Annotated in this window: 16 protein-coding genes; 7 read left to right on the top strand and 9 right to left on the bottom strand. The window is 60.6% G+C overall.

The window, feature by feature from the left end; translation table 11 throughout:
- The 6 genes from PHW99_RS04565 to PHW99_RS04540 form a co-directional block, all read left to right on the top strand.
- On the top strand, positions 1 to 1,508 hold a 1,508-nt coding region (locus PHW99_RS04565), incomplete at its 5' end, for a hydantoinase/carbamoylase family amidase (RefSeq protein WP_300174232.1).
- On the top strand, positions 1,505 to 2,734 hold the full coding sequence (locus PHW99_RS04560; RefSeq protein WP_300174230.1) for a M20/M25/M40 family metallo-hydrolase: 1,230 nt from the start codon (positions 1,505 to 1,507) through the stop codon (positions 2,732 to 2,734). The genes PHW99_RS04565 and PHW99_RS04560, both read left to right, overlap by 4 nt.
- Positions 2,735 to 2,744: 10 nt before the next feature.
- On the top strand, positions 2,745 to 4,220 hold the full coding sequence (locus PHW99_RS04555) for a nucleobase:cation symporter-2 family protein (RefSeq protein WP_300174228.1): 1,476 nt from the start codon (positions 2,745 to 2,747) through the stop codon (positions 4,218 to 4,220).
- Positions 4,221 to 4,293: 73 nt separating this feature from the next.
- Positions 4,294 to 6,597, top strand: a complete 2,304-nt coding sequence (locus PHW99_RS04550; RefSeq protein WP_300174226.1) for an NADP-dependent malic enzyme — start codon at positions 4,294 to 4,296, stop codon at positions 6,595 to 6,597.
- A gap of 171 nt (positions 6,598 to 6,768) precedes the next feature.
- Positions 6,769 to 7,710, top strand: a complete 942-nt coding sequence (gene rpoH / locus PHW99_RS04545; protein ID WP_300174224.1) for an RNA polymerase sigma factor RpoH — start codon at positions 6,769 to 6,771, stop codon at positions 7,708 to 7,710.
- Positions 7,711 to 7,849: 139 nt separating this feature from the next.
- A complete protein-coding gene (locus PHW99_RS04540) occupies positions 7,850 to 8,788 on the top strand; it encodes a tripartite tricarboxylate transporter substrate binding protein (protein ID WP_300174222.1) in 939 nt (312 codons plus the stop codon).
- A 23-nt stretch (positions 8,789 to 8,811) separates the two neighbouring features.
- Here the strand turns inward: PHW99_RS04540 and PHW99_RS04535 are convergent, their stop codons facing one another.
- Genes PHW99_RS04535 through PHW99_RS04515 form a run of 5 tightly spaced genes read right to left on the bottom strand, consistent with a single transcriptional unit; the run spans position 8,812 to position 12,956 of the window.
- Complete coding sequence (locus PHW99_RS04535; RefSeq protein WP_300174220.1) at positions 8,812 to 9,423, bottom strand: SCO family protein; 612 nt, start codon at positions 9,421 to 9,423, stop codon at positions 8,812 to 8,814.
- Positions 9,424 to 9,483: 60 nt separating this feature from the next.
- Complete coding sequence (gene cyoE / locus PHW99_RS04530) at positions 9,484 to 10,395, bottom strand: heme o synthase (RefSeq protein ID WP_300174218.1); 912 nt, start codon at positions 10,393 to 10,395, stop codon at positions 9,484 to 9,486.
- Entirely contained in the window at positions 10,392 to 11,555 is a 1,164-nt protein-coding gene (locus PHW99_RS04525; protein ID WP_300174216.1) for a heme A synthase, read from the bottom strand. Before PHW99_RS04525 ends, cyoE begins: the two co-directional genes overlap by 4 nt.
- Positions 11,556 to 11,568: 13 nt before the next feature.
- Positions 11,569 to 12,249 (bottom strand): hypothetical protein, encoded by a 681-nt coding sequence (locus PHW99_RS04520; RefSeq protein WP_300174214.1) that lies wholly within the window; start codon positions 12,247 to 12,249, stop codon positions 11,569 to 11,571.
- Positions 12,246 to 12,956: an SURF1 family protein gene (locus tag PHW99_RS04515; RefSeq protein ID WP_300174212.1), complete on the bottom strand. Its 711-nt coding sequence runs from the start codon at positions 12,954 to 12,956 to the stop codon at positions 12,246 to 12,248. Before PHW99_RS04515 ends, PHW99_RS04520 begins: the two co-directional genes overlap by 4 nt.
- A 61-nt stretch (positions 12,957 to 13,017) precedes the next feature.
- On the opposite strand from PHW99_RS04515, the gene PHW99_RS04510 reads away from it, so the two are divergent.
- Entirely contained in the window at positions 13,018 to 13,224 is a 207-nt protein-coding gene (locus PHW99_RS04510) for a DUF2909 domain-containing protein (protein ID WP_300174210.1), read from the top strand.
- A gap of 56 nt (positions 13,225 to 13,280) precedes the next feature.
- Here the strand turns inward: PHW99_RS04510 and PHW99_RS04505 are convergent, their stop codons facing one another.
- The 4 genes from PHW99_RS04505 to PHW99_RS04490 are packed head-to-tail and all read right to left on the bottom strand — an operon-like array spanning position 13,281 to position 16,471.
- Complete coding sequence (locus PHW99_RS04505; protein WP_300174208.1) at positions 13,281 to 14,144, bottom strand: cytochrome c oxidase subunit 3; 864 nt, start codon at positions 14,142 to 14,144, stop codon at positions 13,281 to 13,283.
- A 16-nt stretch (positions 14,145 to 14,160) separates the two neighbouring features.
- Positions 14,161 to 14,715 carry a cytochrome c oxidase assembly protein gene (locus PHW99_RS04500; protein ID WP_300174206.1) on the bottom strand — a complete coding sequence of 185 codons (555 nt, stop codon included), beginning with the start codon at positions 14,713 to 14,715 and terminating at the stop codon, positions 14,161 to 14,163.
- Positions 14,712 to 14,858, bottom strand: coding sequence for a hypothetical protein (locus PHW99_RS04495; RefSeq protein WP_300174204.1), 147 nt, complete (start codon positions 14,856 to 14,858; stop codon positions 14,712 to 14,714). The genes PHW99_RS04500 and PHW99_RS04495 overlap by 4 nt, the downstream gene beginning before the upstream one ends.
- A 20-nt stretch (positions 14,859 to 14,878) precedes the next feature.
- Entirely contained in the window at positions 14,879 to 16,471 is a 1,593-nt protein-coding gene (locus PHW99_RS04490) for a cytochrome c oxidase subunit 1 (RefSeq protein ID WP_300174242.1), read from the bottom strand.
- Positions 16,472 to 16,510: the final 39 nt, after the last annotated feature.

Here is a 16,510-nt window from a genome sequence, read left to right as displayed (position 1 = left end):
TCCTGGCGGTGCGCGGCCCGCGTGGCACCGGCTTGAGCCGCGCCGAGATCATCGCCACCTTTACCCGCCGCCTGCAAAACCACCCCGATTTTGAGTTGCAGGAATGCCTGCGCAACATCCACCGCATTGCCGAGCTCCGCCTGAACGACAAGTTTGGCCAGTCCCCCACGCTGGGCCACCAGGTGTGGGACTGGCACGAACAGCTCAGTGTGTTTTCCGAACCCGGTTATGCCGAGCACGGCCAGCTCACCGTGACTTACCTGAGTGACGCCCACCGCGCCTGCGCCGCCTGGTTGTTCACCCAGATGCGGGCCTGCGGTTTTGACTCGGTGACCATCGACGCGGTAGGCAATGTGGTTGGACGCTATGAAAATAATAGCTACATAGGCAATCAACACGCGGGCTACCCCCCTGAAAAGCCTGCAAATACTGCCGCCCTGCTGACCGGCAGCCACTACGACACGGTGCGCAACGGCGGCAAATACGATGGCCGCCTGGGCATTTTGGCGCCGATGGCCTGCGTGCGTGCGTTACACCGCACTGGCCGCCGCCTGCCGTTTGCCATCGAAGTGGTGGCCTTTGCCGAAGAAGAAGGCCAGCGCTTTGCCGCCACCTTTCTCGGCTCCGGCGCGCTGGTGGGCGACTTCAAGCCCGAGTGGCTTGCGCAGCAGGATGCCGATGGCGTGACGATGCACGCCGCCATGCAGCAAGCCGGGTTGTGCGGCGCAGAGCCTCTGGATGCGGTGCTGGCACGCATCGCCAGCCTGAAGCGCGACCCGGCGCAGTACCTGGGTTTTGTCGAGGTGCACATCGAACAAGGCCCGGTGCTCAATGCGCTGAACCTGCCGCTGGGCGTGGTGACGGCCATCAACGCCAGCGTGCGCTACACCGGCAGCGTCACCGGCCAGGCCAGCCACGCCGGCACCACCCCGATGAACCAGCGCCGCGATGCCCTGGGCGCGGTCGCCGAGTTGGCCTTGTACCTGGAGCAGCGCGCCGCGCAGGACGGCGATTCAGTGGCCACCATGGGCCAGATCAACGTGCCCGGCGGCAGCGTCAACGTGGTGCCGGGCCGCTGCACTTTCAGCCTGGACTTGCGGGCACCCAACGACCTGCAGCGCAAGCAATTGGAGGGTGATGTGCTGCAACAATTGGCGCACATCTGCCAGCGGCGCGGCCTGACGTTGGAGTTGCAGCAGACGCTGCGCGCCAGCGCCGCCCCCAGCGCGCCCGCGTGGCAGCAGCGCTGGGAAACCGCCGTGGCGGCCTTGGGCTTGCCGCTGCACCACCTGCCCAGCGGGGCTGGGCACGATGCCATGAAACTGCACGAGGTTATGCCCCAAGCCATGCTGTTTGTGCGCGGCCAGAATGCCGGCATCAGCCACAACCCACTCGAATCCACCACCAGCGACGACATGCAGCTGGCGGTGGAAGCCTTTCATAACCTGTTAACCCAACTGGCTGCGGATGACGGCCAGGCAGATCATCACCGAAGCACCACCTCATGAGCACCTACACCGCCCTGGACCAATGGATTGAAGCGCACTTTGACGAACAGGTGCGCTTTCTGCAAGAACTCATCCGCGTTCCCACCGACACCCCGCCGGGCAACAACGCGCCGCATGCCGAGCGCACGGCAGCGCTGCTGGCGGCCATGGGCCTTGAAGCGGAAAAACACCCGGTGCCGCAAGCCGAGGTGCAAGCCGCCGGACTGCAAAGCATCACCAACCTGATCGTGCGCCGTTCCTATGGCGCAGGCGGCAAAACCATTGCGCTCAACGCCCATGGCGACGTGGTGCCGCCTGGCGAGGGCTGGACGCACGACCCCTACGGTGGCGAGATCGAAGACGGCAAGATTTATGGCCGCGCCAGCGCCGTGAGCAAATGCGACTTTGCCACCTACACCTTTGCCCTGCGGGCGCTGGAGGCGGTGTGCCCGCCACAACGCGGCCAACTTGAATTGCTGTTCACCTACGACGAGGAGTTTGGCGGCGAGGTGGGCCCCGGCTGGCTGCTCCAGCACCATCTGACCCGCCCCGACCTGATGATTGCGGCAGGCTTCAGCTACCAGGTCATCACCGCGCACAACGGCTGCCTGCAACTGGAGGTGACGGTGCACGGCCAGATGGCCCACGCGGCGATTCCCGAGTCCGGCGTCGATGCTTTGCAGGCTGCCGTCAAAATCCTCACCGTGTTGTACGCGCAAAACGAGGTGTACCGCGCCAGCATTCGCTCCCAGGTCGAAGGCATCACCCACCCCTACCTGAATGTCGGCCTGATCCAGGGCGGCACCAACACCAACGTGATCCCCGGCAAGGTCAGTTTCAAGCTGGACCGGCGCATGATTCCCGAGGAGAACGCGACCGAAGTGGAAGCCGGGCTGCGTGAGCTGATCGCCAGGACCGCCGCCGAAAGTCCTGGCATCAGCGTTGATGTCAAACGCATCCTCTTGGCCCAGTCCATGAAACCGCTGCCCGGCAACCAGCCGCTGGTGCAGGCCATCCAAAAGCATGGCGAAATCGTGTTTGGCGAGCCCATTCCCGCTTTAGGCACACCGCTGTACACCGATGTGCGGCTGTTTGCGCAACAGGGCATCCCCGGCGTGATTTACGGCGCCGGACCGCGCACGGTGCGTGAGTCCAACGCCAAACGCGCCGACGAACACCTTGATCTGGCCGACCTGCGCCGTGCCACCCAGGTCATCGCCCGCACTCTGGCCGACCTGCTGCAGTGACCAACGCGCCATGACAAGCACAGTACACCCGGTGGACGAAGTGCTGCCCACGGCCAGGCTGGCCGCCCTGGGGCTGCAGCATGTGCTGGTGATGTATGCCGGTGCCATTGCCGTGCCGCTGATCGTCGGGCGCGCGCTCAAACTCAGCCCGCAGGAGGTGGCCTACCTGATCTCGGCCGACCTGTTTTGCTGCGGTCTGGTCACGCTGATCCAGTCGTTTGGCGCCACCCGCTGGTTCGGCATCCGGTTGCCGGTGATGATGGGGGTCACCTTTGCCTCGGTGCCACCGATGGTCGCGATTGCCCAGGGCAACCCAGGCGACGTCGGCGCCCAACTGATTTTTGGCGCCACCATCGGGGCCGGCTTGCTCTCGATGCTGATCGCGCCAGTGTTCAGCCGCCTGCTGCGTTTTTTCCCGCCCCTGGTCACCGGCAGCATCATTCTGGTGATCGGGATCAGCCTGATGCGTATCGGCATCCACTGGATATTTGGCAACCCGAGCGGCCCGAACGGGGCGCTCATCGTCAATCCCGAACATGCCCAGTGGCTGGCCGAGATCAGCCGGGCGACAGCGGCTGCGGGAGCCACCCTGCCGGCGGTGCCGCCCGGGCTGACGCTGGCCCCCAGCCTGCCCAACCCCCAATACGCCAGCCCGGCGGGCATCGCCATTTCGGCGCTGGTGCTGGTCTCGATCCTGCTGCTGGCGCGTTATGGCCGCAGTTTTGTCGCCAATATCTCCGTGCTGCTGGGGCTGGTGATTGGCGGCATCGTGGCCACCCTGCTGGGCTGGATGAACTTCAGCAAGGTCAGTCAGGCCCCCTGGTTCGAGCTGGTGCTGCCATTTCACTTTGGCCTGCCGCAATTTGACCCGGTGCTGATCGCCACCATGACCCTGGTGATGGTGGTGGTCATGATCGAGTCCACCGGCATGTTCCTGGCGCTGGGCGAAATGACGGACCGTGCGGTGGATCAGGTTGCGCTGGCGCGGGGTTTGCGCACCGATGGCCTGGGCACCCTGTTGGGAGGCTTGCTCAACACTTTCCCCCACACCAGTTTTTCGCAAAACGTGGGGCTGGTGGCGGTGACGGGGGTCAAGAGCCGCTTCGTCTGTGTGGCCGGTGGCCTGTTGCTGATGCTCATGGGCTTGATGCCCAAGATGGCGGCCCTGGTGGAATCCCTGCCCACCGTGGTGCTTGGCGGTGCCGGGCTGGTGATGTTTGGCATGGTGGCGGCCACCGGGATCCGGATCCTGGCCGGGGTGGACTTCAAGACCAACCGCTTCAACGCCATGATTGTGGCAATTTCGTTGGGCCTGGGCATGGTGCCCCTGATCGCGCCGAACTTCAAACAATGGCTGCCGCACAGTGTCCACCCGCTGATTGATTCCGGCATTTTGCTGGCCAGCCTGAGTGCCATCACACTGAATCTGTTTTTCAACGGCGCACCAGGCCAGTCGTCCACTGCGCGCAACACTGGCGTCCGTTGATGTCTCCGGGCTGTCAGGCCAATGCCGGGGTGGCAGGTGTACAGTCCTGATTCAGCATTTGACTGGAGACACCATGACTGACAAGCTTTCCCCTGCCGAGCAAGCCCTGCGCGACGCCGCTGCCGACTACCACCGCTTCCCCACCCGTGGCAAGATTTCGGTCAACGCCACCAAGCCGCTGATGAACCAGCGCGACCTGTCGTTGGCCTATTCGCCCGGCGTCGCCTACCCTTGCCTGGAAATCCAGGCCAATCCCGCGCTGGCACACGACTACACCAGCCGCGGCAACCTGGTGGCGGTGATCACCAATGGCACGGCAGTGCTGGGCCTGGGGGACATCGGCCCCCTGGCGGGCAAGCCGGTGATGGAGGGCAAGGGCTGCCTGTTCAAGAAATTTGCCGGCGTCGATGTGTTTGACATCGAACTGGCCGAACGCGACCCCGACAAGCTGATCGAGATCATCGCGGCACTGGAGCCCACGCTGGGCGGCATCAACCTGGAAGACATCAAGGCGCCAGAGTGTTTCTATATCGAGAAAAAGCTCAGCGAACGCATGGGCATCCCGGTGTTTCATGACGACCAGCACGGCACGGCCATCATCTCCAGCGCGGCGCTGCTCAACGGCCTGGAACTGGTGGACAAAAACATCGCCGACGTCCGGGTGGCGGTGTCCGGTGCCGGTGCCGCGGCCATTGCCTGCCTGACCGTGATGGTCGGCCTGGGCGTGCAGGTCAAGAATGTGACAGTCTGTGACTCCAAGGGGGTGATCTACCAGGGCCGGCCCGGTGGTTATGACGAGTCCAAGGCCCGGTTTGCCCAGGCCACCGAGATGCGCACGCTGGCCGATGCGGTCAATGGCGCCGATGTGTTCCTGGGCTGCTCCGCCGCCGGGGTGCTGACAGCGGACATGGTCAAGACCATGGCCCCCAAGCCCATCATTCTGGCGCTGGCCAACCCCGAGCCGGAAATCCGCCCGGAGCTGGCCAAGGCCGTGCGCCCGGACTGCATCATTGCCACCGGCCGTTCGGACTACCCGAACCAGGTCAACAACGTGCTGTGTTTCCCCTACATCTTCCGCGGCGCGCTGGACTGCGGCGCCACCAAGATCACCGAGGAAATGAAGCTGGCCTGTGTCCGCGAGATTGCCGATCTGGCCAAGGCCGACATCAGCGAGGAGGTGGCCAGCGCCTACGCCGGCCAGGAGCTGGCCTTTGGCGTGGACTTCATCATCCCCAAACCGTTTGATTCGCGCCTGATTTTGCGCATTGCCCCGGCCGTGGCGGCAGCGGCCGAAAAGTCCGGTGTGGCCACACGACCGATCAAGGACATGGAAGCCTACCGCCGCGAGCTGTCGCGCTTCATCTATTCCACCGGCCTGTTGATGGAGCCGGTGTTCAACGCCGCCCGTACCGCCCCCGCCAATGCCAAGCGCGTGGCCTACGCCGAAGGTGAGGATGAACGGGTGCTGCGCGCCGCCCAGATCGTCATCGAAGGAGGGTTGGCCCGTCCGATCCTGATCGGCCGCCCGGCAGTGATCGAAGCGCGTATTGCCAAAGCCGGCCTGCGCCTGCAACTCGGGCGTGATGTGGACTGCGTCAACCCCGAGGAGGACCCGCGTTTCCGCCAGTATTGGGAAACCTACCACCAGCTGCTGGGGCGCCAGGGTGTCAGCCCCGAGGCCGCCAAGGCGGCCGTGCGGCGCAGCACCACCATCATTGCCGCGCTGATGATCAAGCTCGGTGATGCCGACGCCATGCTGTGTGGCCTGCATGGCCGTTTTGACGTGCATCTGGACCATGTGCGCGACGTGATTGGCCGCAAGGCCGGGGTCGATACCTTTGCCACGCTCAATGCCCTGATGCTGGAACACCACTCGATTTTTGTCGCCGACACCTATGTCAACGAAGACCCCAGTGCCGAACAGTTGTGTGCCATCGCCCGCATGGCAGCAGATGAGGTGCGGCGCTTTGGTCTGCCGGCCAAGGTGGCGTTTCTGTCACACTCCAACTATGGGTCCTCCCAACGGGCCTCGGCCCGCAAGATGCGCCGCGCCACTGAACTGTTCAAGGCCGCTTGCCCGGACGTGGAGTGCGACGGCGAATTGCAAGGCGACGCAGCGCTGTCCGAAGAGATTCGCCGCCATGCGCTGATCGGCAACACCCTCAGCGACCGCGCCAACATCCTGATCTGCCCGAACCTGGATGCCGCCAACATCCTGTTCAACGTGCTCAAGATGACCGGTGGCAACGGCGTGACAGTGGGGCCGATCCTGCTGGGCGCCGCCGCCACCGCCCACGTGTTGAACCCCTCCAGTACCGTGCGCCGCGTGGTGAACATGACGGCACTGGCCGTGGCCGATGTGAACGCCCTGCGCTGACCCCGAAATCACCCAGAGGGTGCTTACCCGAGCCTGGTACCCAAGGCGGACACCAGGCTCGGGCGCTGTTACTTTTTGAAAGCCGTCTTCAATCAAGTGATTGAACTTTTCAATTAGCACTCTCTCTTAGGGAGTGCTAATATAGAAGTATTGAGCAATAGGAGTACTGGCATGACAATTCACACTGGCACCACAAGCTCTGCAATGACTTTGGCCAACCCTTGGGCGCTGACGCCTTCGCTGGGCAATCTGGACGCCTATATCTCGGCGGTCAACCGCATGCCCATGCTCACCCCGGAGGAAGAGCAGTCTTACGCACGCAAGTTCCGCCAGGACAACGACCTGGATGCCGCTGGAAAGTTGGTGCTGTCGCACCTGCGGCTGGTGGTGTCCACCGCCCGTCAATATCTGGGCTACGGCCTGCCGCATGGCGACCTGATTCAGGAAGGCAATGTGGGGCTGATGAAAGCCGTCAAACGTTTTGACCCGGATCAAGGTGTGCGCCTGGTGAGTTACGCGCTGCACTGGATCAAGGCCGAGATTCACGAATACATCCTGAAAAACTGCCGCATGGTCAAGGTGGCCACCACCAAGGCCCAGCGCAAGCTGTTTTTCAACCTGCGCTCGATGAAGCAGCGTTTTCGCAGCGACAACGCGCTGGCCGATCTGGACACTCACCGAGACACCTTGAGTGACAGCCAGATCAATGCCATGGCCACCGAGCTCAATGTCAAGCGTGAAGAGGTGATCGAGATGGAAGCCCGTCTGGCAGGCGGTGACGTGCTGCTGGACCCCAGTCCGTCCGATGACGGCGAAGATGCCTATGGCCCGATTGCCTACCTGACCGATGCCAGCCATGAGCCCACCGCCATGCTGGAAGCCCATCACCGTGACCTGCTGGCCAGTGATGGCCTGGCCCAGGCGTTGGACACACTGGACGCCCGCAGCCGCCACATTGTGGAGGAGCGCTGGCTCAAGGTGAACGACGACAACTCCGGCGGCATGACGTTGCATGACCTGGCGGCGGTCTACGGCGTCAGCGCCGAACGCATCCGCCAGATTGAAGTGGCGGCCATGAAGAAGATGAAGAAGTCGCTGGTTGAATTCGCCTGATCCGGCCTCAATCAGATTCCCGCCAGACCCAGCCCCCAGCACAGCACCTTGCTCTGGGGGCATTTTTTTGCACACAGGAGACCGGTTCATGCGTTCGAGTCATCGTCGAAATGCTCTATTTTTCATAGCTATATCATCAATGTTTACCTGGGCTAGCGCCCAAAATAACACACAAAATGCGCCATGGCCCAACAAAGCGGTGCGCATCATTGTCGGTTTTCCCGGTGGTTCGTCACCCGACCTGACAGCGCGCACCCTGGCCGAACCGTTGTCCAAGGCACTCGGTCAGCCGGTGATTGTGGAAAACCGCGTGGGAGCCGGCGGCAATATTGCCGCTGATCTGGTCGCCAAAGCCACCGACAACCACACGCTGGGTCTGATGATCAACGGCAACCTGACCATTGCCAAGCTGCTCAACCCGAAAGTGCCCTATGACCCGCTCAAGGATTTCAAACCCGTGAGCCTGGTTGGCGTGTCTCCGCTGGTGTTGATGGCCCCGCAAAATGCGCCAGGCGCGGATGGACCGGCTTTTCTGGCGGCAGCCCGGCAAGCCGGTGACGGTTGGAGTTACGGTTCACCCGGCGTTGGCACGGTGGGTCACATCGGCATGGAGCTGTTCAAGGCCCAAACCGGGATCAAGCCGGTGCATGTACCCTACCCCGGCTACGCCCAGGTGGCCAACGCGATGATCGGTGGGCAATTGCATCTGTCGATGTTGCCGCCAGCACTGGCCACCGCCCAGGTCAAGGGCGGCAGACTGCGGGCCATCGGTGTGACCAGCAGCGGGCGTAGCCCCCTGGCCCCCGATCTGCCAAGTATGGCTGAGGTGGGGGTGGCCAACTTCAATCTGGAAATCTGGAACGCGGTGGCGGCGCCCAAATCCATGCCGGCCCCAGTCGTGGCCAGGCTTTCCACACTGATCAGTGAGATTGCACGCTCACCCGAGGTGCGGCAAAAACTCTTCCAGCAAGGCTGGCAGGTGGTGGGCTCTTCACCGGAAGGATTGTCCAACCGCATCCAGTCTGACGCGGTCCTGCTGGGCCGCATCATCAAGTCCTTGGCCATCAGCAGCCAATAACCAGGCGCGCCGGCGGTCGGTCTTTAGCCGGCCTGCTGCAGCAGGATGCGCAAGTCGGCAGCCGTCAGCTCCGGCTGGGTGCCATAACGGGTAAACAGCCGCAGTTTCCCTTTGGTGTCATAGACATAGCTGCCAGCCGTGTGATCCATGGTGTAACTGGTGGGCGTGGGACCTTCCACCTTTTTGTAATACACCTTGTAGTCTTTGGCCAGTGCCGCCAGCTGTTCGGGTGCGGGCACCAGCGCCAGAAACGACGGGTCAAAGGCAGCCATGTAGTCCTTGAGCATGGCGGGTTTGTCGCGCTCGGGGTCGATAGTGACAAACAGGCACTGAACCTTATCGGCATCCTTGCCCAGCAGTTTTCTGATGGCCACCATTTCGGTCATGGAGGTCGGGCAGACATCCGGGCACTGGGTGTATCCAAAGAACATCATGACGATCTTGCCCTGGAAATCTTTCAGGGTCCGCAACTGACCGTTGTGGTCCTTCAGGGCAAAGTCACGGGCGTAATCAGCGCCGGTCAGGTCAATCGCAGTGAATTTGGGCGTGCTGTCAGAGCAGGCGGTGATTTGGCTGACAACCCCGCTCCAGGCGGCACAGGCAACGATCAGTTGAAGAGCATTTCGTTTGTTCATGCGGTGCATCATAAACTGCCAGCCATTCAGGCCAACACGGCAGACCCTCGTTCGGGCGACTCAGGGCAGCACGTAATGGTCAATCAGCAGCGCAGCAAACAGCGCACTCAGGTGAATCAGGGAAAAGCGGAAGGTCTTGCGAGCCAGCAGGTCGGAATAATCACGCCACAGCCCATACGCATGCAGGCAAAACCCAATGCTCAAGCCCAGCGCCACCACCAAGTACAACCAGGAACTCATGCCGTAGATGAACGGCAGCAGGCAGGCCGCCAACAGGATAAAGGTGTAGAGCAGCACCATCAAGCGGGTGAACTCGCTGCCATGCGTCACCGGCAGCATCGGCAGGCCTGACTTGCGGTAGTCTTCCACCCGGTACAGGGCCAGGGCCCAGAAATGTGGTGGCGTCCACAGGAAGATGATCAGAAACAGGATCAGCGCCTCCGGCCCGACCTGCCCTGCCATCGCGGCCCAGCCCAGCACCGGTGGCATGGCGCCAGACGCACCACCAATCACAATGTTTTGCGGTGTCAGGGGTTTCAGAATCACGGTGTAGATCACGGCATAACCGATGAAAGTGGCAAAAGTCAGCCACATGGTCAGCGGGTTGACCCAGACATACAGCAGCACCGAGCCCAATCCACATAGGGCGGCTGAGAACAGCAAGGTTTGGCGGTCACCCAACTCTCCTTTGGCCGTGGGGCGCCAGGACGTGCGTTTCATCTTGGCATCAATGCTTTTTTCAATGATGCAGTTGAACGCGGCAGCAGCGCCAGCCACCAGCCAGATGCCCAGGCAGGCCAGCAAGGCCACACCCACTTCGTGCCAAGAGGGCACGCCGGGTACAGCCAGCACCATGCCGATCAAGGCACAAAACACAATCAGTTGCACCACCCGCGGCTTGGTCAGCGCGTAATACTGGGCCCACACCGGTAAGGTCGGTGCCGCAGCGGCGGCCGTCGTCCCCTTGCTCATACCGCCGCCCTGACCACAGGCTGACCACGTGATGCCAGCCCTGATGACGTCTCTTGAGGCTGGCCACCGGCCACCACCCAGGTCAATGTCAGCACCAGAGCACTGGCGCCACCGGTATGCAACAGCGCAGCCAGCAGTGGCCAGCCCAACACGACGTTGCTCAGACCCGTGGCCAGTTGCAGGCCAATCAACCCGGCCAGCACACGCGAGTGAACACGCCATGGCTTGACACGATTGAGCTGCCAGGCCAGTGCGATCAGCAACACCATGGCCAGCCCTGCCATCAGGCGGTGCGCATAGTGAATCGCCGTCAAGGCTGCAAAACTGATGTGCACCCCTGTGGCGGTGAACCCCAGGGGGCGCCACAATTCAAAGCCCTGGCGGAAGTCCATGTCAGGCCACCAGCGCCCCTGGCAAGTCGGAAAATCACTGCAAGCCAGCACGGCATAGTTGGTGCTGACCCAGGCCCCCAGCGCCACTTGTACCAGCAGCGCGGCAAACGCCCAGCCCCACCAGCGCCGCAGTCCGGCCGTCATGGGGCGGGTGGCTCGTGTCTTGGCCTCGCGCGCCACCGGCAGACACAACAACACCAGCAACCCCAACGCCCCAAGCAAGTGCAGGGTCACGATGGCCGGAAACAGCTTCATGGTCACCGTCAAGGCACCAAACGCCCCTTGCAGACACACCCACAGCAAGGTGGCGGTGGGCAACCAGGGAAATGGCACCCGCGCCACCTTGCGCTGATGCCACCAGTCGCGCCAACTCAACGCAGCCAAGCACACAATCAGAACGCCAACCCCCATGGCCAGATAACGATGCAACATTTCGATCCAGGCTTTGGCATGTGTCACCGGACCGGATGGCAAAGCGGCCTGGGCCGCAGCGATATGATCGGACGCCCCCAACGGAGAGCTCTGGCCATAACAACCCGGCCAGTCGGGACACCCCAGCCCCGAGTCGGTCAAGCGGGTGAAAGCGCCAAACAGCACCAGGTCAAAGGTCAAAAACAGGGTCAGCAGGCGCAGCGCCTGCACTTTTTTCAGCGGCGAGGTGTGCCGATGCCGCAGCCACACCCAGGCAACCGGTCCCAGAGCCAGCAGCACCCCCACCAGCAACAGGCTGATCAGTGGCGAAAAATCGTAGAGCGACTGAGCGTTCATGACTCGTTCACCTTCATCGTCCGGGAGGATCCCAGGGCAGGGAGGCGCGCAGCAAGTGGTCCATATCGCGGCGCGCCTTGGCCGCACCGGCGGTGTCAAATGGTGCTGGAAAACGCATCATGGTGTTGCCCATCGGATCCACCACAAAAATGTAGTCCGACAGCGATTTGCCGGCCGGCACGTCAAACCAGGCCTGCAATGCCGGTGGGGCCAGTCGCAGCAGCGTGGCCTTGTCCTTGGTCAGCCCCTGCCGTAACACCGGCTCCACCGCTGTCTGGTCGTTGATCAGCCAGACCCAGTCCACCCGGTCCATGTCCTTGCCCAGCGTCAAGCGGAACTGGCGCAGCAACAACAATTGCTTCTGACAGTTCTGAGCGCAGGCACCACCATCGACCTTGACCAGCAGCCATTGCCCTTTGAGTGAACTCAATGGCACGGGCTGACCGTCCAGGTTCGTGGCCGGTGCCTCGGGCAACACCCGCACCGGAGAAATCAGTTGGCCAAAAGAAGCCTCCCCTTGCGGACGCACCACGTAAAAAGTCAGGTACGCCAACAACACTGGCAAGGAACAGATGAACACAATCGCCAGCAATTTGACGCGGCTGGTGATCAACGCCGGCCGCCCCGCTTCTGCCGGATTTGGCAGGGAATGCACGGACAACTCAAGCACCTTGTCTGCTTCCGACTGGCTCATGTGCGATCACCTTTGCGAATACTGGCAAGCAGATAAAAAATCAGCAAGGCCAGCGCCATGCCAAACCACTGGAAGGCATAACCACGATGCATGCCGACCCGGTTTTCCGGCGGATCCCAACGCCGCACCAGCGTGTCGTTGGCGTCACCGCTGTTTTGCAACAGTACCACCGGCTGCAGAGGATGCCCCAGCAAAGCGGAAAAACGGGCCAGATCCAGCCGGGACCACAATTGGGGGGACACTTCCGGATGATCGGGCATCAGAAAAAACTTCTTGGTCGACGGCACAAAGGCCAGCCCAGTCACCTGCACCCGGCCGGCCGGAGTCGCCACCGTGGGCAACACAGAGCGCCCCTGGGGCCAGCCGACCCAGCCACGGTTGACTAGGATCCGGTTCTGCGTTCCTTCGATTTTTAATGGCGTAATGACATGCACACCAGGCTGGCCGTTGTCCTGTCGGTTGTCCAGAAAAATCTGATATTGCGGTTCGTAATACCCGGTGGCGGTGATCGGCGCGTCGCGCAGCTGGCTGGCATCCACCAAAGACGCGCCCACGGTCACAGCGCCAAGCTGGTGGCGGGCCGCATGCTGGGCCAGTTCGGCCTCCAGCTTGTCACCTTTACCGGACTGCCACAAGCCCAGGTAAACAAAAAGCACCATGCCCAGCAAAGTGGCGGTGGCGGGAAGCCATCTGAATTCGAAACGCACGGAAGTGATGCACCAAGGTGAAAAAAAGCATAATGCACCAAAACTTCTGGATGAGTGATTGATGCTGGCAAAAATTTTAATTCTGGTAACCCTGGTGATGATTCTGGCCAGCTTGTTCAGCGCGCTGGCCTTGCTGTTCAAAAATGACGATGCCAGCAAGCGCAAACGGGTGGTACAAGCCCTGACCGTGCGCATCAGCCTGTCCATCGGGCTGTTTTTGACGTTGCTGGCCAGTATTTATTTTGGTCTCATCCCCGGGCGGGGGTGATCGATGCCTGATGGGTCCACCGTGCACCGGGCACAGTGGATTTTGCGCCCAACGGTTCAGAGGATATAGACAAACACAAACAGGATCAGCCACACCACGTCAACAAAGTGCCAATACCAGGCAACTGCTTCAAACGCAAAGTGGTTGTGTTCGGAAAAGTGACCTTTCATGCCGCGCCCCAGCATCACGATCAGCATGATGGTGCCCAGCGTCACGTGAAAACCGTGAAAACCGGTCAGGATGTAAAAAGTGGCACCGTAAACACCGGCCCCCAGGGTCAAACCCATTTCGGCATAGGCGTGGGCGTATTCGTACACCTGAAAACCCATGAAGGTCATGCCCAGCAAGACTGTCAGCGCCAGCCCGATATTGAGCTGACTGCGTTTACCCTTGATCAAGCCCCAATGTGCCCAGGTCAAAGTGGCACCGGAAGTCAGCAGCAACAAGGTGTTGATCGCCGGAATCCCCCAGGCGTGCATCGGAGAAAACGGATCACCCAGAGGGCCGGCACTGGGCCAGGCACTGGTGAACTTCAGGTAAGGAGTGAAGATCTCTTCATAGCCACCGAGTTCCGGCAGGGCAATGCGCCGGATGTAATACAGCGCACCAAAAAAACAGGCAAAAAACATCACTTCCGAGAAGATGAACCACACCATACCGATACGATAAGAGCGGTCTTCCCACTTGGTGTAAACACCACGCACGTTTTCACTGATGAGTTCGCCAAACCAGCCAACCACCACATAAAGAATGAGTGCAGCACCGGCCAGCATGCTCCAGACACCGGCGGGCGTGCCATTGATCTGGAAAATGAACCCTAACGCGGTCAGAAAAACGCCCACCGACAGATAGGTGGAGTAATTGCTGGCCGCTGGCACAAAATAGTGGCCGCGTCCGGCAGAAGCTGTTGCATGTGTCATGTGATTTCCTTCTGGCTCAACTCTTGGCCTTGACGGCCTCAAAAAATGTGTACGAAAGCGTGACGGTGCCCAGGTCGCGGTCCATCTTGGGATTCACCACAAAGACCACCGGCATCGTGCGCGACTCACCGGGCTGGAACGTTTGCTGACGGAAGCAAAAACACTCCAGTTTTTCGAAATGAGTCGCCGCCACTGCGGGTGTAATGCTGGGAATGGCCTGCCCAACAAACACTTGATCGGTGGTATTGGTCACGGTGTAATTGATGTGGTTGATGGCCCCCGGGTGAACACGCAGGGAAAACTGTTCCGCCTTGAACTGCAATCCGACACCAGGCATGGTGTGGCTCAAGAACTCCACATTGACCCACCGGGTGGTATCGACCTGGGTGTTCTTGTCTGCCACCATGGCCACGGCATTGGTTTTGCCATTCAACCCGGTCAGCGTGCAGATCACGTCATACAACGGAACCATGGCAAAACCAAAGGCGGTAAAAAACAGCGCCACAAAGGACAGCCGCATCGCCAGCCGCATGTTGCTGCGCTGGCGATCCACCAGTGACTGTGCTGTCATAACGGGCGATATTTCCATATGGAGCCCAGAAAGATCAACAGCACAATCACACCAAACAAAATGCCGAGCCGCTTGTTGGCACTCTTGCGTTTGGCCCACTCTTCTGGGTCAAACTGCTGCTCGGGAGGTTTCGGCAAATTCATGGGTTCACACCGACAACAAGTTACTTGATTTCCGGCGGTGTTTCAAAGGTGTGATAGGGTGCCGGCGATGGCACGGTCCACTCCAGACCTTCGGCCCCCTCCCAGGCTTTGGCTTCTGCTTTTTCTCCACCACGGATGTTCTTGATCACGTTGTAGACAAAAATCAGGTGCGAAGCGCCCAGGATGAAAGCACCAATACTGGAGATCATGTTCCACTCCGCAAACATCAGCGGATAGTCGGGAATACGCCGCGGCATACCTGCCAGACCGACAAAAAACTGCGGGATGAAGGTGATGTTGAAACCCACCACCGCCACCCAGAAATGCCACTTGCCGAGAGTTTCATCCAGCATGTGACCGGTCCATTTGGGCAACCAGTAGTAAATGGCAGCCATCGCCCCCATCACGGCAGATGGGTAAAAGGCGTAGTGAAAATGCGCCACCAGGAAATAGGCGTTGTGGTACTGCGGATCAGCTGCAGCATCGGACAAAGCCAGACCCGTCAGCCCGCCCCAACCAAACAACACCAGGAAACCCAAGGCAAACAGCATGGGTGTTTCAAAGGTCATGGAGCCCTTCCACACCGAGGCAATCCAGCAAAAGAACAACACAGCCAACGGGAACGAAATGGCCATGGTCACGTACATGAAGTAAATCTGCCCACCCAACGACATGCCGCTGGTGAACATGTGGTGCGCCCAGACAATCAGCCCCAGGCCGGCAATCGCCCAGAAGGAATACACCTGCGCCTTGTAGCCATAAGTAGGCTTGCGGGTGAACGCTGACAACACGTGCGGAATGGCACCGGCAATCGGCAACAACAACACATACACCTCAGGATGCCCCATGAACCAGAAAATGTGTTGCCACAACACCGGGTCACCACCACCCGCAGCATTAAAGAAATGCGTATCAAAGTGACGATCCATCAGCACCATGGTCACACCACCGGCAAACACCGGCATGATGGTGATCAGCAGCACGGCAGTCATCAGGAAACCATGGGCAAACAAAGGCATCTTCATCAGTGTCATGCCGGGCGCGCGCATGTTCAAGACCGTCACAATGACGTTGATCGACCCCAGAATGGAAGACACACCCAGCATGTGGATGGCAAAAATGGCGAAGTCCATACCCCAGCCACTTTGAATGGACAGTGGCGCATACAAGGTCCAACCCGTATCCACACCACCTGGCCCAACACCGAACATCCCCAGCACAAACGGCAAGGTCAGCATGATCGCCGCCGGCGGCAGAATCCAGAAGCCCCAGTTGTTCAAGCGGGGCAAGGCCATGTCAGGCGCCCCCAGCACCAATGGCAACATGTAGTTGGCCAGACCGGTGGCCACCGGCATGGCAAAACCGAACACCATCACCAGGCCGTGCAGGGTGATCAACTGGTTGAAAAACTCGGGCTGCATGAGTTGCAGGCCTGGCTGAAACAGTTCTGCCCGAACCGCCAGAATCATGGCACCACCCACAAACAACATGACAAAACCAAAAATCAGGTACATGATGCCGATGTCTTTGTGGTTGGTGGTTTCCAGCCACCGGACAAAGCCACCCGAATAATGTTCGCCATGCGAATCCGCCCCCGGCAAACCATGCGCCATATCGTGTGCCATTCCCAACTCCTTCTACTGAATTTCTAA

It is taken from the genome of Rhodoferax sp. (assembly GCF_028689305.1).
In the GTDB taxonomy this organism is placed as follows: domain Bacteria; phylum Pseudomonadota; class Gammaproteobacteria; order Burkholderiales; family Burkholderiaceae_C; genus Rhodoferax.
This window is presented reverse-complemented; position numbering and strand designations above follow the sequence as displayed.